The sequence below is a fragment of the Mesorhizobium sp. M0040 genome (assembly GCF_040323505.1).
In the GTDB taxonomy this organism is placed as follows: Bacteria; Pseudomonadota; Alphaproteobacteria; order Rhizobiales; family Rhizobiaceae; genus Mesorhizobium.
Genome location: NZ_JAMYVA010000016.1, coordinates 1 through 19,795, shown reverse-complemented (window position 1 = coordinate 19,795; position 19,795 = coordinate 1). Strand labels below are relative to the sequence as shown.

Annotated in this window: 25 protein-coding genes and 2 pseudogenes; 12 read left to right on the top strand and 15 right to left on the bottom strand. The window is 57.2% G+C overall.

From position 1 onward, the window contains the following. Positions 1-81: 81 nt before the first annotated feature. The 3 genes from NKJ91_RS16200 to NKJ91_RS33845 form a co-directional block, all read right to left on the bottom strand. Entirely contained in the window at positions 82-234 is a 153-nt protein-coding gene (locus tag NKJ91_RS16200) for a hypothetical protein (protein ID WP_352456390.1), read from the bottom strand. 45 nt (positions 235-279) lie between these two features. After that, positions 280-819 (bottom strand): carboxymuconolactone decarboxylase family protein, encoded by a 540-nt coding sequence (locus NKJ91_RS16195; RefSeq protein ID WP_352456389.1) that lies wholly within the window; start codon positions 817-819, stop codon positions 280-282. A 315-nt stretch (positions 820-1,134) separates the two neighbouring features. Further along, positions 1,135-1,404: a DUF6946 family protein gene (locus tag NKJ91_RS33845; RefSeq protein ID WP_502903600.1), complete on the bottom strand. Its 270-nt coding sequence runs from the start codon at positions 1,402-1,404 to the stop codon at positions 1,135-1,137. Positions 1,405-1,599: 195 nt separating this feature from the next. On the opposite strand from NKJ91_RS33845, the gene NKJ91_RS16190 reads away from it, so the two are divergent. The 4 genes from NKJ91_RS16190 (at position 1,600) to NKJ91_RS16175 (ending at position 3,583) form a co-directional block, all read left to right on the top strand. Further along, entirely contained in the window at positions 1,600-1,824 is a 225-nt protein-coding gene (locus NKJ91_RS16190; protein WP_352456388.1) for a hypothetical protein, read from the top strand. 105 nt (positions 1,825-1,929) lie between these two features. Further along, positions 1,930-2,160, top strand: coding sequence for a hypothetical protein (locus NKJ91_RS16185; RefSeq protein ID WP_352456387.1), 231 nt, complete (start codon positions 1,930-1,932; stop codon positions 2,158-2,160). A 35-nt stretch (positions 2,161-2,195) separates the two neighbouring features. Next, positions 2,196-3,014, top strand: coding sequence for a hypothetical protein (locus NKJ91_RS16180; protein WP_352456386.1), 819 nt, complete (start codon positions 2,196-2,198; stop codon positions 3,012-3,014). Between the two features lie 302 nt (positions 3,015-3,316). Continuing rightward, complete coding sequence (locus NKJ91_RS16175; RefSeq protein WP_352456385.1) at positions 3,317-3,583, top strand: hypothetical protein; 267 nt, start codon at positions 3,317-3,319, stop codon at positions 3,581-3,583. On the opposite strand, the gene NKJ91_RS16170 is transcribed toward NKJ91_RS16175, so the two are convergent. Next, entirely contained in the window at positions 3,577-4,098 is a 522-nt protein-coding gene (locus NKJ91_RS16170) for a topoisomerase DNA-binding C4 zinc finger domain-containing protein (protein WP_352456384.1), read from the bottom strand. The two genes, NKJ91_RS16175 and NKJ91_RS16170, sit on opposite strands and share 7 nt — an antisense overlap. A gap of 162 nt (positions 4,099-4,260) precedes the next feature. After that, complete coding sequence (locus NKJ91_RS16165; protein ID WP_352456383.1) at positions 4,261-4,473, bottom strand: KTSC domain-containing protein; 213 nt, start codon at positions 4,471-4,473, stop codon at positions 4,261-4,263. A gap of 154 nt (positions 4,474-4,627) precedes the next feature. On the opposite strand from NKJ91_RS16165, the gene NKJ91_RS16160 reads away from it, so the two are divergent. Together NKJ91_RS16160 and NKJ91_RS16155 are read left to right on the top strand one after the other, a co-directional pair. Beyond that, complete coding sequence (locus NKJ91_RS16160; protein ID WP_352456382.1) at positions 4,628-5,416, top strand: thermonuclease family protein; 789 nt, start codon at positions 4,628-4,630, stop codon at positions 5,414-5,416. Continuing rightward, positions 5,416-5,817: a hypothetical protein gene (locus NKJ91_RS16155; RefSeq protein ID WP_352456468.1), complete on the top strand. Its 402-nt coding sequence runs from the start codon at positions 5,416-5,418 to the stop codon at positions 5,815-5,817. The genes NKJ91_RS16160 and NKJ91_RS16155 overlap by 1 nt, the downstream gene beginning before the upstream one ends. A 450-nt stretch (positions 5,818-6,267) precedes the next feature. Here the strand turns inward: NKJ91_RS16155 and NKJ91_RS16145 are convergent, their stop codons facing one another. From NKJ91_RS16145 to NKJ91_RS16120, 6 genes and pseudogenes are all read right to left on the bottom strand, one after another. Continuing rightward, the gene (locus NKJ91_RS16145; RefSeq protein WP_352456381.1) at positions 6,268-6,996 is read right to left on the bottom strand and encodes a hypothetical protein; all 729 of its coding nucleotides are present in this window, start codon (positions 6,994-6,996) and stop codon (positions 6,268-6,270) included. Between the two features lie 19 nt (positions 6,997-7,015). Then, the gene (locus NKJ91_RS16140) at positions 7,016-8,101 is read right to left on the bottom strand and encodes a ComEC/Rec2 family competence protein (protein WP_352456380.1); all 1,086 of its coding nucleotides are present in this window, start codon (positions 8,099-8,101) and stop codon (positions 7,016-7,018) included. Between the two features lie 84 nt (positions 8,102-8,185). Further along, the gene (locus tag NKJ91_RS16135) at positions 8,186-8,440 is read right to left on the bottom strand and encodes a hypothetical protein (RefSeq protein ID WP_352456467.1); all 255 of its coding nucleotides are present in this window, start codon (positions 8,438-8,440) and stop codon (positions 8,186-8,188) included. Next, positions 8,374-9,586: pseudogene (locus NKJ91_RS16130) on the bottom strand (helicase HerA-like domain-containing protein). Before NKJ91_RS16130 ends, NKJ91_RS16135 begins: the two are co-directional and overlap by 67 nt. Continuing rightward, positions 9,583-9,903 carry a hypothetical protein gene (locus tag NKJ91_RS16125; RefSeq protein ID WP_352456379.1) on the bottom strand — a complete coding sequence of 107 codons (321 nt, stop codon included), beginning with the start codon at positions 9,901-9,903 and terminating at the stop codon, positions 9,583-9,585. Before NKJ91_RS16125 ends, NKJ91_RS16130 begins: the two are co-directional and overlap by 4 nt. A 150-nt stretch (positions 9,904-10,053) precedes the next feature. Next, positions 10,054-10,176, bottom strand: a complete 123-nt coding sequence (locus NKJ91_RS16120; protein ID WP_352456378.1) for a hypothetical protein — start codon at positions 10,174-10,176, stop codon at positions 10,054-10,056. Positions 10,177-10,655: 479 nt separating this feature from the next. On the opposite strand from NKJ91_RS16120, the gene NKJ91_RS16115 reads away from it, so the two are divergent. Next, positions 10,656-10,880 carry a hypothetical protein gene (locus tag NKJ91_RS16115; RefSeq protein WP_352456377.1) on the top strand — a complete coding sequence of 75 codons (225 nt, stop codon included), beginning with the start codon at positions 10,656-10,658 and terminating at the stop codon, positions 10,878-10,880. 15 nt (positions 10,881-10,895) lie between these two features. Then, positions 10,896-11,168 carry a hypothetical protein gene (locus tag NKJ91_RS16110; RefSeq protein WP_352456376.1) on the top strand — a complete coding sequence of 91 codons (273 nt, stop codon included), beginning with the start codon at positions 10,896-10,898 and terminating at the stop codon, positions 11,166-11,168. Here NKJ91_RS16110 and NKJ91_RS16105 read toward each other — a convergent pair. Both NKJ91_RS16105 and NKJ91_RS16100 read right to left on the bottom strand, forming a co-directional pair. Then, on the bottom strand, positions 11,158-11,505 hold the full coding sequence (locus tag NKJ91_RS16105) for a hypothetical protein (protein WP_352456375.1): 348 nt from the start codon (positions 11,503-11,505) through the stop codon (positions 11,158-11,160). The genes NKJ91_RS16110 and NKJ91_RS16105 overlap by 11 nt on opposite strands. An 856-nt stretch (positions 11,506-12,361) precedes the next feature. Then, positions 12,362-13,078 carry a pentapeptide repeat-containing protein gene (locus tag NKJ91_RS16100; protein WP_352456374.1) on the bottom strand — a complete coding sequence of 239 codons (717 nt, stop codon included), beginning with the start codon at positions 13,076-13,078 and terminating at the stop codon, positions 12,362-12,364. Positions 13,079-13,529: 451 nt separating this feature from the next. On the opposite strand from NKJ91_RS16100, the pseudogene NKJ91_RS16095 reads away from it, so the two are divergent. From NKJ91_RS16095 to NKJ91_RS16080, 4 genes and pseudogenes are all read left to right on the top strand, one after another. After that, positions 13,530-13,781, top strand: a pseudogene (locus NKJ91_RS16095) (IS5/IS1182 family transposase); the annotation flags it as partial. 276 nt (positions 13,782-14,057) lie between these two features. Next, positions 14,058-15,398: a hypothetical protein gene (locus tag NKJ91_RS16090; RefSeq protein ID WP_352456373.1), complete on the top strand. Its 1,341-nt coding sequence runs from the start codon at positions 14,058-14,060 to the stop codon at positions 15,396-15,398. A 20-nt stretch (positions 15,399-15,418) separates the two neighbouring features. Next, positions 15,419-16,345 (top strand): hypothetical protein, encoded by a 927-nt coding sequence (locus tag NKJ91_RS16085; RefSeq protein ID WP_352456372.1) that lies wholly within the window; start codon positions 15,419-15,421, stop codon positions 16,343-16,345. Continuing rightward, complete coding sequence (locus NKJ91_RS16080; protein WP_352456371.1) at positions 16,329-17,657, top strand: hypothetical protein; 1,329 nt, start codon at positions 16,329-16,331, stop codon at positions 17,655-17,657. The genes NKJ91_RS16085 and NKJ91_RS16080 overlap by 17 nt, the downstream gene beginning before the upstream one ends. 390 nt (positions 17,658-18,047) lie before the next feature. Here NKJ91_RS16080 and NKJ91_RS16075 read toward each other — a convergent pair whose 3' ends face one another. Continuing rightward, on the bottom strand, positions 18,048-18,158 hold the full coding sequence (locus tag NKJ91_RS16075; protein ID WP_352456458.1) for a DUF6538 domain-containing protein: 111 nt from the start codon (positions 18,156-18,158) through the stop codon (positions 18,048-18,050). Between the two features lie 1,245 nt (positions 18,159-19,403). Further along, a partial coding sequence (locus tag NKJ91_RS16070) for a YjiS-like domain-containing protein (protein ID WP_352456370.1) occupies positions 19,404-19,795 on the bottom strand: 392 nt, incomplete at its 5' end.

Here is a 19,795-nt window from a genome sequence, read left to right as displayed (position 1 = left end):
CTTCGAACGTAGTAGGATCTGACGGCATACGTGCACGAAACCCGTCAACCATTCGGTTATACATGCAGAACGCCGAAGCGATCAGGTCGTTAGCTGGATATCGGCATTGCTGGCACCAGAAGAGCGAGCCGCGGCGATGTGATGCTCTGCGAGCATTCGACCACTATCCTTGACGATCAAGGCGATGCGAATGAGCCGCTGCATCTTGCCGGACAAGGTCGTCAGCAGTCCCATCTTACATTGTCTGTTAACGCGCGCGAACGATCCGCGCCGACGCCTTCATGCTGCAGCAGCGCTTCTGCGAAGGCGGCATTGCGTGTCCATGCAATAGAAACAGGCGTTGCCGGCGGACACCCCCGTTGCGATCAATTCACGTTCGGATCTTGTCAGCGTTGCACCCGGAAATGATTTGACGAGAAGGGTGTCAGCAAGCGAACTCAGTGGCGTCGCCAAATTTGGCGAAATCATCATCGCAGCGAGAATACCCGGAAAGTCCGGCAAGCCGTCCACGATAGGAGTCTCGGTCGCACGAAGCATCCTCTCAGCCTGTCTCGCGTATAGATGGGTGTCCATTGCTCCTCCTAGTATCCTGGCGTGGATGTTCGAATTTGAGCCCATGCACCTGAGATCTGCTCCTGCGATCATGGAGAACTCACAAGTCCCTCCTGTTGAACTCAGGGCGCCGCACCGTCCTTCAGTGTTGTCGCCGCCGGCTCGATCCGATTGATTGGTCAGGATCATGTTCGAATTCTGCGCCATGACGGTGTCCAGATTGTTCTTCTGTCCGGCGGCATCAAAGCCAACTTCGGTGGTTGCCACTACCTGAATTCCTAGCGCGGTCAAATTTCCTAATCTGTAGGTCACAGGTCGATTCCTGTCGGGATCACCAATATTTTCAGGTATTTAGCAAATTACCTCCGTACTTTTTTGCAAATTAGTACGGGAATTAGTACGGCGTTTTTGATGATCAGCAGCCCTGATGCTTCGCGCGATGTTGCATTGGTTGCGGGGAAACGGAACCACCGATACCGATACTCGCTTCAGGTGGGCTTCGGCCCCGCGCCCTGTCGTCTTAATCATGCCACGGCGTGACCAAAGGCCTCATGATCAGCGAAGGTCTTGAACGTCAGGTCGTCATGAGACGTGTGGATTTTCAGCAGTCGATAGCCGAAGCCGTTGAGCGCTCTTTAGAACCGTGACGATGGATTGGTCTGGTCGAGCCAAAATGCCGAAAAGACTGACAAACCGTTCGAAGTCAGCGAACCACATCCGGGAGATGGAGAACGATTGTACGATCATCGCCGCTTCGTCGGTCTTGAACCGCTTTGCCTCCAGCAATGCCGATGCGGTCCGATGCAACAGCTGATAGCGCACGTCAGACGGGGGGACCGTGTCCAGGCCCAACAGATCGCATATTTAAATGAAATCAACAGGTTGAGCGAAAGGGTACCTTAGCAAGGGCGCCCTTTCATGTCGCGCCATGTTGCAAGCTGCTACCGTTGATTTCCATGGGTTTCCTGCGAGTATCGGCAGGTCCACACGACATGAAACGCGACATGGCACATGGCTGAATCGCTAGCTTTGTTAGGGAGAAGGCATATGGGTCTGGTTTTTACTGGCGAAGAGGGAACCACTGAGCGGTTCGAGTTGGTGCTTGAAGCCTTTGACGGAACAGAGCGCGTGCTCGTCGTGACATCGACCGAAGCGATCGAAGACTTCGGCTTGGATGCCGTCCGTGAAATGGCATCTGAGAAGTACGATGCAGGGCAGTTGGACGGGGCGGGCCGCGTTAGAGTTCTGACCAGCGACCTACAGGGTAAATAGCACGCCACCGTGAGGCAGCGGGCTAGAGTTCGCCAGCTCGCGGGCGCTCAGCGCGGAGGCACGCGGCCCGGCGCGGATCCCCCCTGGCCGCCGGTGAGTTAAGCCTTGAACAGCAAATCGAAGGAGAAAGATGTGGCCGATCACAAATTCCAAGAAGGCGATGAAGTCCAGCACAAGACTGGAAAAATCAAGATGATCTATATTGGAGAGAGTAGTCTCGGTGAGGCGCTTTGTGAATGGACGGATCCAAGCGGCAGAGCACAGCGGGATTCGTTCTCATATTCGGCGCTGAAGAAATTCGAAAAACCGGAGGGTGGCTCGTTCAGGATCAGCTAAAAGAGAGCAAATTCTGTCAGCAAAAGAAACGGTGGATGGATAGCGACAAAATCGATAAAGATGAGCTTGAACCCGACGGCAAAAAGATGGCCGCTCGCGCGGCCATCAACGCGATCGCCGGCGCAATCCCATTCGTTGGAGGCCTCATATCGGCCGGCGCCGGCTATTGGTCGGAAAAGGAGCAGGAGGAAGTCACCAACGTCCTTCGACAGTGGCTTCAGATGCTTGAAGACGAACTGCGTGAGAAAGGCAGGACCATCGCGGAGATCATTGCGCGCATCGATATGCAAGACGAGAAGATCAAGGAGCGGATCGAGTCGCCAGAGTACCAGTCGCTGATGAAAAAGGCATTCCGCAATTGGTCGTCAGTCGACACGGAATATAAACGCCAACGAATCCGCAACATTCTGGCAAACGCAGCTGCCGCGAAGACAACGTCCGATGACGTGGTGCGGCTGTTTATCGACTGGATAAATCTGTATTCGGATTTCCACTTCGAGGTGATCGGTGAAATTTATCGAAACCCGGGCGTCACGCGCGGTGGCATTTGGGACAACCTCCAAAGGCCTGACGTCAGAGAGGACTCTGCTGAGGCCGATTTGTTTAAAATGTTGGTCCGCGACCTCAGCACTGGGGGCGTCATCCGGCAAGTCCGTCAGACGGACTATGCGGGAAACTTCCTTAGGAAACCTGCCGGGAGGTCGCGACCAGGACATGCACCCCGCACAGCCAAGTCGGCCTTTGATGAGATCGAGCCGTATGAACTCACGGATCTTGGAAAGCAGTTCGTTCACTACGCCATGACCGAAATCGTAGCCAAGATAGAGTTTAAGGAATTTGCCTCTGACGGCTGAGGGTAGGCGCCAGCATTGAGGCGCTGGACACGACGCGTTCTACAGTGCTTTGATCCGCTTTCCTTGGGGGGAGAACTCATGTTTCGGATCATCGCCGCATTGGCGATCGCGGGTATTTTGATACCGTCCGATCCGGCGTCGATTGTCATGCGCCCGGATCCGTCGATACCCTGGTCCACCATCCCTGTTGAGGGCTGCTGCAAGACGTGCTCGGCCGGCAAGGCGTGCGGCGATAGCTGCATCTCGAGGGAGAAGCGGTGTCACAAAGCGCCAGGCTGCGCCTGCGATGGATAGGGGATGAGATGACGACACGAATTGCGTTCTTTGTCGGCGTTTTGGCGCTCGCGTGGTCGCCTGCGGCAGTCGCTCAACAGACCTTTGGCGGTAACGACTGCATTGAAGACTGCTCGGGCCATAAGGCCGGCTATGATTGGGCTCAGCAAAATCAGATCACCGACGAGGACGATTGCAGTTCAAATAGCCAATCGTTCAATGAGGGCTGTCACACCTACCTCGAAGATCCTAACCGCGGCTCCGATGATACTTTGCCCTGCCGAGCGCCTCATTGATAGCGCCTTCTGTATGACCGGGACTTGCCGACGGGCTTTAAGCTGCCGAACCGGTCACGCCTCAGCTTCGCTTTCGCGAGCTCGGCGGCTATGTAGGCGGCTGACTCCTCAGTTGCTCGCCGGGTCTTTTCCCGTAACCGTTCCAATTCTTCGGGTGCGAGGTCAGAAGTTTGTGGGCTAATAGCTGGGGTCGAGCTAAATCCCGGCGCCGTAGCGGGCCGCATCCATGTCGCAAAGGCAGGCTTGATATTCAAAATCTCGCTGCAGGACGGAAACCTGCTGCATCCCCAGAACTGCCGGCCGGCAAATCTCCCCTGCTTGGCCGTGCGAAGCTTCATTGGCGCAGCGCATTGTGGACACTGCAGCCAGGCAATTCGGAGACTGACTGCACGCTGGGCACCGTAGGCTCGTCCCCGGTTGTCCAGTCTAGGCCACGCCGGGTGAAGATTCGCGCGCGGCCGGCGTCGATGATGATCTGGGAGCGGTAGCCGTCGAACTTGACCTCGTGACTCCATCCGTCGCCCTGGGGCGGCTTCGCTACCAGAGTAGGCATCATCGGAGGGATGAACTCTAGACCTCCGGCAGTCGGTCCCTTAGTCACGACTAGGGTCTAGGTCTTGGTATGTCGGAACGCATCCCTCGAACGGGGGATGCTCAATCCTTACCTCCAAGGCTCATCATCGGTCGTCGGTAGCAACAAGCCGGTAACGGAAGTGATTGCGGATGTGGTCGTTGAAATAGCGGCCCTTGGCGAACGCCGCGCGGAATGCGGCGTAAGTGTCCGGTGGCACGTCCTCGAATTCGTACCGTTTGCCGCTGGCGACGAACCACACCGAGAGGGTTTTGCTGTCCGGGTCGTATTCCGTTTTGCGTATGGAGGTGGACGGCATGACGGCGGCTCGATCAAAAGCAGTTAACGATCGGAGAGGCCGGCGCGTTCCTGGATCAGGCGCGGTGCGCCGCAGGCCAAGAGGCCCGACCGCCGTCGGGCTCTAGACGTGGCCCTCAATTAGAAGCACTCTGCCCCTCAAGAGGAGACAGGGGTTGGGCAAGTCTCGCTATAGTGGTCGAACCGACCAGTGGCGAACGCGTAAGCTGAGGCGCCTGCGCCAACTGGCCGGCGTTCCGAAGCGGCTCGTGTTCGTGACCTTGGCCGCGATGGCAGCCTATGCGACGCAGCTCGTTATGCAGCACGGCGATCGAGCCCCCGACCTCAACCTATCTCACTGGAGCGGGCCGCCACCGGCGCCGATCGCTGGCGTCGCCTCAGTCATCGACGGCGACACGATCGAGATCCACGGTCAACGGATTCGTTTCAATGGCATCGATGCGCCAGAGAGCCGGCAGTACTGCGGCGACGCGAAGGGCGTGGAGTATCCCTGCGGGCGCCGGGCCGCTAACGCGCTGGACACGTTCCTGGCCGCCTCGAGGCCGGTGCATTGCAGTTTCGTCACTTGGGACCGCTACGGGCGCTTTGTTGGCGACTGCCGTCGCGCCGACGCCGCTAGCGTCGCCGGTTGGATGGTGGAGCACGGCCAAGCGCTAGATTGGCTCCGCTATAGCCACGGCGCCTATGCAGCGCAGCAGGCCAAGGCAGAGGCGGCGAAGGTCGGTATATGGGCCGGGACATTCCAGGCGCCGTGGGATTGGCGAGCCGAGCACGCAGAAAAGACGCAGCCGGCGATCAGCCAACCGGTCGGCATCATCAGCAAACGGCAAGTGGCGCAGAGCTACTCATGCCAGCCGCGGCGGACGTGCTCGCAAATCAGCTCGTGCGACGAGGCTCGATGGTATCTCAGCAACTGTCCATGGGGCCGCAAGCTGGACTCGTGATGGCGACGGAGTTGCGTGCGAAACGCTTTGCTAGAGGGCTCGAGCGCGGGGAGAAGGCGGAGCTGATGGATAACAACGGCGGGGGTTTGCTCTTCGTGATTGCCGCGGTGGGTGCTTGGTTCGCCTTCGGCGATCCGCCGCGAACGGTCGCGGGCTGGTGGTGGAAAGAAACTTCGGCTCCCTGGGAGACTGTGGATGCCTTCTTCTACCCTGACCGCAACAACCTTTATGTGGTGCAAGAGCAGGGCGGCTTGAAGAACCTCCAAGCGTGCCGAGACTGGGTCAGCGCGGCGGCATACGCCAACAACGACCCGACCATGAGCCGGTCGGACTATGAGTGTGGGCTCGGAACGGCGAAGCCGTACGGAACGCTGAAGGTCTATCGAAACACGGTTCGATGATGGCAGAAAGTGCGGCGCACCGCCCGCCAGGAGATATTGCCGTTCGTTATCATCCAGCGGGCACGCGCCAGATGCGTTTCCCAAGCCCCGGAAAGCTCGCTCGGGTTCGTTCTCGGGATCGATGTGCAGCATGATCCGGGCCACTTCGCGCCAGTCGGCATCCTCGGCCGTCGAGCAGGCGAATATAGGTAAGCAGGCGTTCTTCGTGGTAGCCGGTCAGCACCGAGGGAAGTGGGAGGCTCGTCGGCGACGTTAGGAATCGAGCAACGGCTTGAGCCAGTGCAGTGTTTCTGGGAAATCCGCTCGGCCGCCACACCGAGGTCGAGTGCGAGCGCCGCGGCTGGGCCTATTCGACGTTCCGAAGGCGCAGGGATCATGCCGCGAAGGCAATTGCCTCGCGGCTCAATGAAGAAGGCGTGAATGCTTGGTAAGATGCTCCTCTGGACCCTTCTATTTCGCTTCTGCCATTAAAGTTTCACAGCTTAGAATGAGCTGCCGTCCATATTGGTCGGAAGCTTCAAGGGCTGTTTTTTTACCAACGAAAAAGAAGAAGAATCCTGCGTGGATCGCAGCGATGACCAAAACAGTGAAAACTTGGAGGAGAGAAGGGTCGTTTGGAACATTCATTTTGCGTGAGATGATGAGCAGACAGACACCCACAACCAATGCATTGAGCGCCAGCGCAGGCCACTTCGCGCCGTACAAATTACGGCGGAACCCATAAGTTTTGTTTTCCTCGAACAAGATTTTGAACTTCGCAGTGTCACGAGTTCTCTCTCGGAGCCAGTTTCCGCATCTCTCATAGAAACCATCCACGCTGCGTGGATTGTTGAGCTCCATCTCAGCGGTGGGAGCAGGTTCGCCAAGCTGTTTTGCCAAGAAATTTCGATAGCGGTCCTTAGTCTCGTTGGCAAATTGCGGGTCTCCGCGCCGAAGCAGTGTGATTGTCGGGCGACCGCCTGTGGTTCTGAAAATCTCGCGTTCAGCCTTTTTCCCGAACCTGCGCGCTATGTCCGAGAAACCGACAAAAATCACCGCGACCGAGACCGTCGTGATCGCCTGTGGCAAGCTAAAAGTGTTCCAAGTGACCGCGACAGTCGCAAGCGCGATTGCCGGAGCAATGGCCAAAATCGCCGGGAAAAGCCGCGCGCGGATACTATAGGCGTCGAGAAAACCCATCATCTTGACCCTATTTCAGTTATTCTTCGATCTCGTCTGGATACGGCTCCTGAGTAGCTGGCCCCATATCCGCTCGATCCGGAGCATTATATCCGGTGCGGACGTTACCGCCTTCGGTGGTGAGCACCCTTGCTCCGCGATGCTTCATCGCTCTTATCACTGCTTTTCGCGGGTGATCGGGGTCGGCTTTCGCAGAGCTGATGATTGCCGAGAACCGTTCTTGGCCTACGGCTGGCATCTGCGCAAGGCGAGGTCCGAGCCACTGGTCAAGAATGGCAGTAGATAGCCCTCTGCGCGAGCCGTGATGCGGCACCTGAAACTTGTCTACGCCCGGCAACGCAAGGCCGGCGAACGGCGCGTAGATCGCTGCCTCTGCAAGGGAGTCTTGATTGCAGTCCCCTGTCAGCAAAAAAGTGGTGTTTGCGAACCTGGTGAATTGGACAACCGACATCCGGTTTTCGGCACTGACCGCTTCGGCTGAAAAGATCTCGTAGCCCCATCCTCGCTTGACCAGATTGGTCGCTGCACGCGCCACCTGACCTATCGTCTCGACCAAGCTTCCGAGGCCCGACGTCATCGTTTGTTTGATCGCCGGTGATTTTTCGGACTCGACAACAAGGTCAAGATATCTCGTCTTCGTCGGTGACAGGACACGAAAAATACCGACCTGCGCGCCTTGAAATGGCTCGAAAATTGGTATCCCACGGCGAATAGCAATCTCTTCGAGCGCGGCGAGGTTCGAGAATTCATCCTTCAGCACGCGCGCCAAGTTGTCTGCGTTCGAGTACCGATTGAACCGGTGGACAATTTCGGCAGCGTACGTCCATGGCCGTAGCATCCAAAGCGCCCCAACATTGAACTCTTCCAGGATCAGGCGAAGACCACCGGCATGATCGCCGTCATTGTGGGTGCAGAGGACATGATCAATAAATCCAGAGCCGTAATTGCCCCTTATGTGCTGCGCTAGTTTCTCTCCGGTGTCGACATACCCGCCGTCGACTACCTGGATAGTCACCTGTCCATTGACGTAATGTCGAATTGCAATCGCATCGCCACTCTTCCGAGTTTCGACGTCCAAAAATTCAATTTCGAGAAAGTCTGGCATGGCCCACCCCTTAATAGAACGGGCCACAATATCGCTGCTCGATGTGCATTGCTAACGGTTGACAGAGAATTCCACTGATTAATTCTATAGGAAACTGGCAAACTTTAATCCGGCGACGATCACCACGCCCCAGCCTGCAATTGCGGCGACCCTGCGCACTATCCCCTTCCCCGGCTCCGCGCTGATATCGATCGTTGGGACGTGCTTCAGATAGATGTTCGCCTCCGGCGCCGCGGTGCCTTCCGGACCAGGATCAATTCCCCTCGCCTCCATCATGCGGCGGCTGAAAGCTCGGCCGGCGACGTGCTCGTCCATTCCGGCATGGTATTTCTTGCCCAAGGGGGGGTCGACTCGAGCACGACTTGGCGCTCCTCATCTGAAATCGATCCGACCTGGCCGGCCGGCATGATCACCTTCACCTTCTCAACCTCGCTCGGCACATTGTCCTCGCCGATCACCGAGATCAGCGCCTCGCCGATCTTCAGCGTCGGCAATTCCTCGCGCGTCTTGAAGCCCTTGCGCGGACGGATGGTATCGGCCGCTGCCTTTATCTTCTTCAACGATTCCGCAGTGTGCGCGCATGGCGTGCAGGATCCTCGTTCCGAGCTGTTCCAGGACCGCCGCCGGTACGTCGGTCGGCGATTGCGTGACGAAGAACACGCCGACACCCTTCGAGCGCACGAGGCGGACAAGCCGCTCGATCTTCTGCAGCAGGTGCTTCGGCGCATCAGCGAACAGCAGGTGCGCCTCGTCGAAGAAGAACACGAGCTTGGGCTTGGGCAGGTCGCCGGCCTCGGGCAGCTTGCGGAAGAGCTCCGACAGCAGCCACAGCAGGAACGTCGCGTAAAGCTTCGGCGCCTCGAGCAATTGGTCGGCATGCAGCAGGTTGATGGTGCCCCTGCCCGCGCCGTCGATTGCCATCAGGTCGAGGATATCGAACGGCGGCTCGCCGAACAGGCGATCGCCGCCTTGTGCTTCAAGCGCGAGCAAATTGCGTTGGATGGCTGCGATCGAAGCAGCGGTGACATTGCCATACTTCCGGCAGACGTCCTCCCGCTCCTCGATCATGTCGTTGAGCGACCAGCGCAGATCGTCCAGCGTCGGCATGTAGGCTTGCTCGTCTTCCGACTTCCGGAACACGATGTCCATCGCGCCTTCCTGCGCCTGGTTGAGCCCGAGCATGCGCGCCAGCAGGCCAGCGCCCATGTCCTGCACGCTCGTCCGTACCGGCAGTCCATGGCGGCCGAAGATGTCCCAAAGCGCCATCGGGAAGCGCCCGCCGGCGGCAATGCCGGACAGATCGCCCTTGATGTCAGCTGCGAAGACAGGAACGCCGGCGGCGCTGAATTGCTCGGCCAGGCGCTGCAGCGTGACGGTCTTGCCGGTGCCGGTGGCGCCGGTGACCAGCCCATGACGGTTCGCCAGGCGAAGCGGCAGCGAGACGGTTGCGCCGGCAGCCGTGCGGCCGATGTCAATCGTGCTCATGATGCTGCTTCCTTGTGGGGCCGCGGCGCCTCGAGCGCACCGGAGAACGAGCTGGCGTCCCAGCCCTCTGCGAACAACTTTTCGAATCTCGCGACCTTCGACAGGCTGGCGATGTAGGCACGCTCCCTGCCAGACCAGCGGCAGTTCAGCCCGTCGCCGATCAGGCGAGCGGCCCGGGTCTTGTAGCCGGTCGACGAAGGGCAGCGGACCGTGAGCATGCCCTTCGCATACCGAGCGCTGCCGATCGAATAGCTGCCCTGGAGCGTCGAAACGACGTGCGCGAAATCAGCATGTGCGATATAGGATTGGTCATCCATTGCGAGTTCCCTCCATGAACTTCGTTGGAAGACCCTGTCTGGAGTTGCCGCTCTTGGCAGGGCCGTTTTGCATGGAAATAGTCGCACTAATGCCAGTTTTTCGCAACAGAAAACTGCAAAAACATCAATAAAAGCAACGCTTTAGATCGATCAGGCAGCCTTGTCATATGGCTGCTGGGCAGTGCACTTGAATGTCGCCACCAGGTCAGCCTCCTCAACGATACCGGCCTTGAACAGCGTCACGAGCGTGGCGGCGTGTGCCTCGCGCTCCATGGCTGATGCGCCCGTCGGCAACGTCAAATCCAACACGCGCCGCAGCGAGCTCGAGGTCACTCGGTTTGAAGATGCCTGCACTGGCAGCTTGGTGTTTCAGGCTCATGCACGCTCGCTCGCAATCACAGGCCACGGCGGCCCGGCCCCATAATGCGCAAGCTGGCGTCTGGTTGCGCACTGCGCTGCGTCGCTCGCTCGCAACACAGCAGGCGCGGAGGCCGCGCGTTGTGCTTTGCTTACGTGGGTGCTCTGCTGCCCGCGACGCGCCCTGCAGAAAACGCGTTAAGGGACCGTATGAAGGGCATCCCGCCAGCGGAGCGCAGCCCCGCGGATATTCGCTGACCTTATTCTGCATAGGGCCTTCCGCTGCCTAATCGCCAAAAGCCGCACAAATCGAGCATTTATCGACGGATAATTGCAACCAATTGATGATTTATGGCCATAAGTGTGCGATTCTCAGTCACCAAAGGAGATCACGCATGCGAGCCTATGACAGTGCCATGTCCGCCTCTTGGGCAATCCTGCCTGAGAGCATTGAGCAGCTGCTCGAAATCGCTTCTCGCGAAAATGATCCGACCCCTGAGGCGCTCGAGGCGTACCGTGCTGCGCACGCCGACAACGGCGAGCGGCTGTCAATTCGTGGCAACGTCGGGATCCTCGACATCAGAGGTCCGCTCTTCAAGGGCGCAGAGCGGCTTGGATAGGCTCTTGAGGTGAAAATGGCGAAATGGTTCGAGCCGACCGGCGACAGCTATTTCTCGCATATCAACCGCCAGAGCATCGAGGCCGTCATTCGGGAGGCGAAGGGTGATCAGGCCGCGCTTGCCGTCAAGGCGGCGGGCAAGAAGTTCGACGATCATTTGCATCGAGTTGGCTCATCTGGGGATCACGACCTGCACGGCCCCCACTCCGGTAACAACAGGCTGCAAAAATCGGAACAGTCGTTTGGCCCTCTCCATAGCCCTTCAGATGCGTCTTTGATCATTGCCTGAGGAACGCGCCCGTGTAGGTCTGGCCAGCAAGCCTAACGGTTCCGGCGAGGGCTCCGTCGGACAGCATAACAAAACTGACCTCCGCGCCATTCGGTAGGCGCTCAAGCTTCAACGTGCTCCCTACAATTCTTCCAGCGCCGGCGGCCTCTCCCGGATAGTTGTCGCCCAGATTTCCCCACGCATAGGTGACCGTCACTTTTCCATTGGAAGAAATCGTCTGAACAGCAAGTTTGGCGTCATACATCCCATCCAGTCGTCCGGCCCATAGACCCGAAAAAGCAGCGTACTTTGTTGGAACGCCCTTGCCAGGGGGAGTGACCGCCACGGATTGATGCATGATTGCTGAGCCGGAAGGAACCAAGGCAGGTTGGGGAGGAATGGCACCAGGTTCTAACGCAGGTTCGAGAGTGGCCGGTTGCGACGTTTCAGGAGCCGATTGGCACGCGGCTAGGGCAAGTGCCGCGAAGCCAAGCATTGCGTTGCACATTCGGTGTGCCATCTTCTGGTGCCCCGGCCATCTTTGAATCTAGCGCAGGCCGACCTTATCGCGCGTTTTCACAAACTGTGTCTACGCAAGGTAAGTCATAAGACAGCGGGTCGTCGAAGAACCCGCAGCGGTCGTGAGTGAATGCCTTCCATTCGTCGCCCAAGTAGCGGCCTGGAGCGCCATTCGCCCGGCATCCGCTGGTTCATTAGGAGTTGAGCGGGAGGATCAGCAGTTGACCTTCCAGATCACATAGTGAGGCCGTTGCGACTGTATTCCTGAACCTTCGACAAACGAGTACACGCCGGTCGAACGGTTTCACCAAGCTGCTGAATGAACGCTCTAGATGCATTCGACAGGCGTTTGACCGACGAAAGCTTAAGCCCCCCAAGATGCCGCGGCCTATTTCAAGTGCTGCGAGGCGAGTATGATCGACGCGTTGGTGCCAGGCTTCTGAATGATAATCACGACGATGGTAGTCATTCTCGACGATACAAGAGTTGCTGCCACTTATTCGGACAGGAGCTACCGGTTCGATTGAACCGGTAGCGGTGAACGGAAGGGGCACAAACACTCTTCGGCCGCGATTTCGCCAATAGCAATACCGCAGAAACGTGCCACCTTGGCGGAGGATCTGCGCCCTCCGAAGGCAGAAGTTACAGGTTCAAATCCTGTCGGGTGCAGCATTGCACAGTTCGCTTGCCGACAACTATTCCTGCTGGAATTGACAGGGCCAATCTTCAGGCCTCGTCAAGCCAGAAGGCAACTCGGTCCGGGCGTCTCCGCAAGCCATGTTGAGCTGCCACTGGGACAGACCCGCCGAATTGGAAAGATCGACGCCCTCGATACGGGTCAGAAAGAAAAAGGCGCGGTCAAAGTCTATCGGCGCGGTGAACGTCGCTCCTCGGAAGTCCGCCCGTGCGAGATTGGCAAACGAGAAGCGGCTGCCGCTGATATCGGCGTCATGGAACTGCGCACGCCCCAATTCTGCCTTTGTGAAATCAACATTGGTCAGATTGGCGCCCTGGAAATTCGAGCGCTGTATTTCCGCGCTCGCAAACACAGCGCCCTGCGCGTCCATACGGCTGAAGTCGGTCCTGTAGGCCTCGATTCTGTCGAACCGGGCGCCTTTGGCGGTCGAGTCGGCCAGGGAAGCACGCACAAGCGTTGCCTTCTCAAGATTTGCCGCAAGGAGATTGCTGTTCCTGAGGTCGGTCGAAGTGAAATCAACACCGAACAGGTTCGCCCCGCTCAGGTCTTGTCCTTCTAGGATGAGAAGCTTCTTGTCACACTCGTGCCAATTGACGCCAGGCGTCGCGGCTGCGTCGCAATTGTGAGCAGCAGTGGCGTTCTGCCAAGCAAACACAGTGCAAACCGCTAGAACCAAGCCGGATGCGCCGTAAGCTCTGGTTCGCCTCAAAGTCATTGTTGCTGGACCTCTGCTACTCGCCGACACTCAACCTTACCACATCTGCTGACACTCGAGCCACGGTGACCACCGCCGTCACAGTTAGCGCATTTCTCATATTCAAGCTTTGATGTTGATCAACCGATCAACCCGCGCGTAGGGCGCGATTTGCGAGCGCCTCCCCATATCATCGGCGGTCCAGCAGAGATTCATTTGTCACCGGCCAGGCGCATCATTCCGTAGGTATGCTTGACTAAGCCGAGGAGAGCGGTCGTTCAGGCTGGCGAAGTCCCTCCGCTCTGGACGTTTGTCTCGCTAATTGGGAGCCTGCTCGGATGCTGACCGCCACCGCCGCCGTCCGCTGCCGACAAGCGTGAATCCGCTTGGTTCCGCACCGATCGGTACTTCCCGACGGCGAGGTTGACCCGGCACGGGTGCTCGTCGCATATCCTGATTCCGCTGTCGCATGAACCGCGACCGTCTGCTGGAAGGCGACATCGCGGCAAAGTTCCTGGTGGCGGTGCTGGCGAAGCTCAGGGTCAAGAAGCTTCTGTCTACCGATCACTTCTCGGTCGACGGCACACTGATCGAGGCCTGGGCTTCGATGAAGAGAGTCAAGCCGAAGGACGGCCCAAGCAGTGGTCATGGCGAGCCGCCGGCTGAAGGCGGCGGACGCAACGCCGAAGCGGATTTTCACGGCCAGAAACGGTCGAACGACAGCATGCCGATCGCGTGGCGGCACTGCACATGATCGGCCAGCCGACGCAGAAGCCAGCCCGCCAGTAACGGGCTGCCATTCAGCCGGGCGATCGTCTTGTCGCGGGCGCCCGGCCAGCCCTTGCTACCACCCCTAACAAAGTCAACTCAGTGTGCGAACACAAGAACACACCGCTACATTCATGATCCCACATGACATCAGCGTTAAATTATGCTTCTCTAATGAGCTATTCAAGGGACCTTAACGAGCCGGCAACGGTACCAATCACGGAGGGGGAGAATGAACAACCACGTTTTGAATGTTTTAACCACTTCAGCTACCGTACTCGTGCTTTCGGTGCTGGTTTCAGCTCAGGCGACCGCGTCACCCACTTCAATCGCAAGCAGCAGTTACATTAACGCCACAAACTCACAGGTGCTTGGTGATGATCTCGACCCCAACCAACTCTGGGTTTTGCCGCCTAACAGTGGAGACGTCGCGAGTACCGACGCCCAGACCGCGGCTCCAAAATCGACATGTGAGTCGGTAGCCAAGGTCTCCACCAGTCTCGAGCAGATACGCACTCAGCTGGACGTGGCCTTCCAGCAGCAGTTAAACGTTATCACATCGATCGATCCGAATGCCGATGCGGCCAAGCAGGATGCCGCGCAGAAGAAGTACGAATTATTGCAAAAGATTCTCGAACAGGGGAAGGATCGAATCGAAAGGGACTACTCACAGTTCGCTGTCATGGATGGTGGCTTTGCGCATATCCTTTTCAAGGATAACTGGGATGATAACATTGCTAAGTTAAAGTCTGACAACCCGACGAAGCTCGTATCGCCGGTAGAGACTCAGAAATTGCGAATGTACTTCGCCATTCCTGGTACTGACAAGGGCAAGTTTGACCTGACAGGAATCCCGCTCTTCAAGGCCTACACGGTGCAGGGTCAGACTTTTGATATGCAAACTAGTCAGGACTCCAACCTCGCAATGAGCGATTCACTTGGAGTCGACCTCCAGCTAACGGCACTGGGTGCATGCTATTTGGGCTATCCGTCCCTGTTTGGCTCTGACGTAAAACCCCGCTTTGCTCTTGCAACAACATTTCAGTACCCGAGATCATATAAGCTTAACGTATCAGCCAAATACAACATATGGCAAATTTACAAATACTTTTCCGAGTCTGGCGAGAAAGGTGGGCTCTTCCAGTCTTCCAGCTACTCGAACACAGTCGAGAAAAATTGGGGAGATAGCGTCTTCTCGATTGACTGGAACGATCAAGATCCAAACAGCCAAATGACGGCTGAAGAGCGCAGGACCGCTACGAACGAGATAAAGGCTCAGCTGTTGATTGACTTGGCTCAACTTGCAACTTTGAAGGTTGGTAACGGAGCCGTGCCGGCAGGCACACCTGGAAAATCCGGCGCGGCGGTGCTCTCCGACTCGCTAATGAAGAGCTGCGCTTTTAATACTGGCTGTCTGGCGACCGCGATTTCATTCAAGGTGCTTGATGCCGTTTTTGGATCGTCTAAGTCATCCACTTCATATCAGAAGGATTTGAATGTGACCGCAGAGTACAAATTTACGAGTCAGTCGACTCGAATGGTAACATCGGGGACTAACTTTGCGGTCAAATGACCCGTCGGATGCTAACCTACATGCAAAGCCTTATCGCAAGCTTGATCACGTTTGGCGGTTTGCTATCTGCTTCACCTGCGAATACCGCTGACACCTTCATTGATGCGGTGGTTTCTGCAAACGTCAGCTGCTTGGCACCGCGGAACGCGCTGGTAGCGTATACGATCGACGCATCGGCGCCGCCCGCTGTTGCCTTTCTTATTGGCCCAGGTGGTCAGGTTTCACATCAGTCGCTGGAGATCGAGCCCTCTCCACGTGCCGGTGCGTCTATCGCGACTAGCATTTCTGCCACTTTAGGAGGCGTGTCGTTGAGTTCTGGGTTCTCGAACAATTCGGTAATGCTCAGGCTGGTTACCAATGAGCGCTCATTTTGCCAAACCCGTCCAAATATCGTTTTGACCTACACCCTGGCTGATAAAACGGGAACTAAATTCCCCGACCTGAGACTTTCAGTTGTGGCGGATTCCGGGTTCACAGTTGCTCAACTCACACCATCCGGCACCAATATGGTTATCGCTTCTATCGACGAAAAGTTCGGGCCACACATCAAGCTGTTTGCTAGCGACTCCTTTGCATGGCTGGATCAGCATCTAGCACACCTCGCAAAGACCGACACTTCGAACGCCCTGCAAGATTACTGCATTTGTGCTGACGAAATGAATCGCCAGCAATTCGTTCTCGCGCTTGCGCGATTTCTGGACCACATCGATCCGATGCTTATTATGCCGGCGAGTTCCTCGACTCCGCTTTCGGAGTGGAGAGGTCGGCTCTCTTTCACCGGTCGATCTGTTCTGAACTCTTCCGGCCTCCAGGAGGAGGCGCCGTCTCTTCGGCTTGAGTTTTCCAAGAGCGATTCGCTTGATCTGTGGGAGCCTCCCTATTCAGCCGTGACCGCCCTCAAGGTGACTGAGATTGTTATGGACGGCAAAAGTGTCCCGCTTCACTAAATTCAGGTCTTTGGCGTTCGTCCTACCTACTGTTACTCTGGGGCTGGTAGGTCATGCGTTCAGCTTCACTCCGCTAACAAGTTATATAGATTTAAATTCGTTTGAGCGACGACAATCCAACGAGTACAGCCGGGAATATGACGATGTTAACATCGATTGTGACGAGCTCGATAGGCGTGCCAAGTTGGATGCCGAATACTCTAATCAGCGGCAACATCTTTTACAGCAGCGAACAGAGGCGATTAAGCAAAACGACGCGTCACTGATCGAAGATTTGAACGGTCAGCTAAGCGTCGTGCAACGGCGGCAAGCCGTCAACTTAATGGTTATCAAGACCCTTAAGGCGCTTCCTGTACATATGGGTAGAACGTTGGCGCCAACCTCAGATAGGATCCGGTTTCTTCTCAGCCGCGCCGGCGAAGGAGACCCATACGCGCGATGGGATGAGTTTAAACCTAGGTGGCCGTCGGGGTCGGTTGCGTATCTCAGGTTCAAGAGCTCCTTTCCTACCCGAGTGGAGTGGTCGGGTCGGGGCCAACCGCAATACGGCGTTTCTGGCAACGAATTGCTGAGTCGAAAGGCCAACTTTGCCAAGCTGGATGCGCCTGCGCCGCCGTTTGATAAGTACGAGTCGTTAGATCCTTTTAACTACACATCGGCCACTTTTGGTGTGGTTACTGCGTTCGTTTTTGCACCTGTTGTCCTGGAGCCAGATGTGGCACCAGTGAATTGCGACGCAATTGACTGCCGCTACAGCTTTGATTTTGGGAGCGTCACTCTTGACCTTGCGCAGGGACAAATATGTGATGCATACGAGAGTTCGGATGGAACGGTTTTTGAGACCGTGGTGGACTATAACTTCGGGGTCGAACAGTACCGTGTTGAGACTTTGGCGGGGTTTGATATTTCGAAGAAGCGGCCGATGACTGATTTGGATACAGAGGCCCTAAATAGCGCGATTGACAGCCTACTTAAGCCGTTTATTGAAGACGTAATCGGCCCCACGCATCTGTACGATGTCAGCGACGATCCTTTAAAAATAGTATCGAGATCAAACGCTAGCGCGTATGGCCTAAGCGAGTTACGGGCGAAGTTGGATAGCTTGTATTCGTTTCTGACGAGTGCGCTGGGTCGCCCCCCTACTCTCGCGGAAGTTGATTCTTATTTTGATGTTTCAAATCCGGATAGGTATCGCGATGCAGGGTACGGCAAGATAGAGTTCGTCTACCCGGCAGGCGGTGGGACCATTGGTATGACATTTTCACGAGATCCGGATGGAATTCTACTCTTATCGGTGAGGCCTGATCCCTAGGTGCGACCGCCCCACCTAACGCATTGAGTGCCGTCAAGGTGTCAGCAGGGTGGTCCGGTTCATTTGCGCCTCGTTTGTGTCTGCGGTCTACTTGTAAGGATTTGGCGACACCCTACTAGGAGACTGGAACCTGTTCGGCCATCAACGCCTTGTACCCGCGGGAAGCTGAAGCAAAGCGTCTTACCTGACCCGGTCGGACTGACTACCAGCACCGACTGCCAGACAAGGCCGCTAAAACAATGGGGAGTTGTTCGCTTCGGAAGCCCTCCACGCCAAACAGACGAAGCGCCGGGCCGAGGTTGCTCGCGTCCGAGATCGCACTGTGTCGGTCCAGCCACTGCGCAAGTCTCACAGCCCAGCGCTCGAACGCTCTGCGGGCCAAACCATCCGCTAGCTTAGGCTGGCCCCTCGCAATCTAGCCAAAAGAGGGTCCGGCGTTCGCAGTGAAACCTTGATCTCATGCGCCTGCAGCCGGTGCGTCAAGTGTCGGGGAACGGCCATTCGGAAATAGTACGACGTATGTGCTCGTCTCACGATGCGCGGCATGGATCGTGGCACGCCATCCTCCATTCTGGTCCAGGTTTCTGTACCAGGTCGGAGAAGTGCCTAAATTCCATCCCGAAAAGCGGAGATAAACCAGATGGTTAGTGAGTTTCTGGCGGAGAGGGAGGGATTCGAACTCCGCGCTTGGAAAAGCGTCCCTCTCGTCTTCACCGTGCAGGCCGCTTACTCTGGGCGGCAGAGTGCCCTTCCGCGCTTCGCCAAACCTGCCGTGGGAAATGCCTTGCCGTTTTTTCCGGCGGGGCTTTGATCAGATCGTGACTATTAGTGATTTATGCTGGAACTGGTTGCGGAGGTTAGAGTCGGACCTATTTGCGCCGATCAAGAAGTCCCGTCAGCAAACGAACTCGGTTACAGCACTGTATCGGCGGTATCCCTCTACCGACTCGAACCGCGACCGTTTCTTAGTCGCGCCTACCGTTTTGCACGCCCTCCCCTGCCCAGCCGTGGCGGAAGGTTGAACCAGTTGGGCGACTGCTAGGTTCCGGACTGGAGGTAAGGTCGGCTCGCTGAAAGCACGGCAGGTGGCATGCGGCACATGCGCGACAACGGCGGCGGAGGGTTTGAGAGGGCCGGAGCCCCGACAGCTTTCGGCAGTTCGAACGATATAGTCGAACTGCCGAAATCGGGGCGCAAAGCTGCCATTCGGCACAAAGATAACAAATAGCATCGGCGATCGGCTGAAGCCGCTCCTTCTCAGTCTGCTGGCGAACCGCGTAACCGGGGCAGATTTCCGGGCGAAGGGGTTTGCAGGCGAGCGCGTTCGTGATTCACCCTATGCCTGACGCTACCACCGACTGATTCGTTTGAAGGCTGTCGCTCGCGGAACTCCGCGGGTTGGTTACTGCGCTGATCGGCGAAGTGCGCGGTCCAAACATGGTTCGAAGTGGTCGATCGCAGGGCCGCGTCGCACGGTGCAGAAGGCCATGCATCGTAGATTATGCGCAAACTGCTATCGCCCGCCTAGTCGGAACTCGCGCATCGAACAGTACATCACGTCTTCCGTCCCCAGCGCACCGGCGGCCTCCCCGCTCGCAATCCAAATAGACGTCTTTCAGCTGTGTGGCATGTCAGCGTGAGCGAACGCGAGGTCCTGAGCGTCAGAAGCCGACAATGAAGCCGGACTGATTGCGATCAGCACGGTGCCGAGCGTCACAGGCGCGAGGGACTTAACAACTGACATGATCATTTTGAGATCCTCCCCAGCTCCTGTCGGTCAACATTCAGTCCTTGGGGTCGCAGGTGTAGTGCCGTTCGAAGGTCCCGTCCGCGCGCCGCTGCTTGTCGAAGGCGCGATGTAAGGCTCGATCGCGCGCTCGTGGACCAGCCAAAGGGGATCTCGGCCGAGGCGTAGCCACTGCCGGCGGCCAACCGTTTCGGGATCGAGGCCGAAGCGATCCTGGTGCGCTCGATCGTCGTGCCGGCCGCGCCTGCCTCCGCATGACGGATGGCGCGGCTTCGCAAATCGCACATGATTTCGTCACGTGAGATGCCGATGTCGCCAAGGACGTCATCGGGTAAACGGCTCAACTGGTCCGTTGCCGACAAGAGAGCTTTTCGCTCGGCGCGGAGGCGTA

Excerpts from the sequence above, each read along its gene's own strand:
- NKJ91_RS16200 (WP_352456390.1), bottom strand. The coding sequence starts at position 234 with ATGGGACTGCTGACGACCTTGTCCGGCAAGATGCAGCGGCTCATTCGC.
- NKJ91_RS16190 (WP_352456388.1), top strand. The coding sequence starts at position 1,600 with ATGGGTCTGGTTTTTACTGGCGAAGAGGGAACCACTGAGCGGTTCGAG.
- NKJ91_RS16180 (WP_352456386.1), top strand. The coding sequence starts at position 2,196 with ATGGATAGCGACAAAATCGATAAAGATGAGCTTGAACCCGACGGCAAA.
- NKJ91_RS16175 (WP_352456385.1), top strand. The coding sequence starts at position 3,317 with ATGACGACACGAATTGCGTTCTTTGTCGGCGTTTTGGCGCTCGCGTGG.
- NKJ91_RS16170 (WP_352456384.1), bottom strand. The coding sequence starts at position 4,098 with ATGGAGTCACGAGGTCAAGTTCGACGGCTACCGCTCCCAGATCATCAT.
- NKJ91_RS16165 (WP_352456383.1), bottom strand. The coding sequence starts at position 4,473 with ATGCCGTCCACCTCCATACGCAAAACGGAATACGACCCGGACAGCAAA.
- NKJ91_RS16155 (WP_352456468.1), top strand. The coding sequence starts at position 5,416 with ATGGCGACGGAGTTGCGTGCGAAACGCTTTGCTAGAGGGCTCGAGCGC.
- NKJ91_RS16145 (WP_352456381.1), bottom strand. The coding sequence starts at position 6,996 with ATGGGTTTTCTCGACGCCTATAGTATCCGCGCGCGGCTTTTCCCGGCG.
- NKJ91_RS16140 (WP_352456380.1), bottom strand. The coding sequence starts at position 8,101 with ATGCCAGACTTTCTCGAAATTGAATTTTTGGACGTCGAAACTCGGAAG.
- NKJ91_RS16125 (WP_352456379.1), bottom strand. The coding sequence starts at position 9,903 with ATGGATGACCAATCCTATATCGCACATGCTGATTTCGCGCACGTCGTT.
- NKJ91_RS16120 (WP_352456378.1), bottom strand. The coding sequence starts at position 10,176 with ATGGAGCGCGAGGCACACGCCGCCACGCTCGTGACGCTGTTCAAGGCC.
- NKJ91_RS16115 (WP_352456377.1), top strand. The coding sequence starts at position 10,656 with ATGCGAGCCTATGACAGTGCCATGTCCGCCTCTTGGGCAATCCTGCCT.
- NKJ91_RS16110 (WP_352456376.1), top strand. The coding sequence starts at position 10,896 with ATGGCGAAATGGTTCGAGCCGACCGGCGACAGCTATTTCTCGCATATC.
- NKJ91_RS16105 (WP_352456375.1), bottom strand. The coding sequence starts at position 11,505 with ATGCATCAATCCGTGGCGGTCACTCCCCCTGGCAAGGGCGTTCCAACA.
- NKJ91_RS16100 (WP_352456374.1), bottom strand. The coding sequence starts at position 13,078 with ATGACTTTGAGGCGAACCAGAGCTTACGGCGCATCCGGCTTGGTTCTA.
- NKJ91_RS16090 (WP_352456373.1), top strand. The coding sequence starts at position 14,058 with ATGAACAACCACGTTTTGAATGTTTTAACCACTTCAGCTACCGTACTC.
- NKJ91_RS16085 (WP_352456372.1), top strand. The coding sequence starts at position 15,419 with ATGCAAAGCCTTATCGCAAGCTTGATCACGTTTGGCGGTTTGCTATCT.
- NKJ91_RS16075 (WP_352456458.1), bottom strand. The coding sequence starts at position 18,158 with ATGGCCGTTCCCCGACACTTGACGCACCGGCTGCAGGCGCATGAGATC.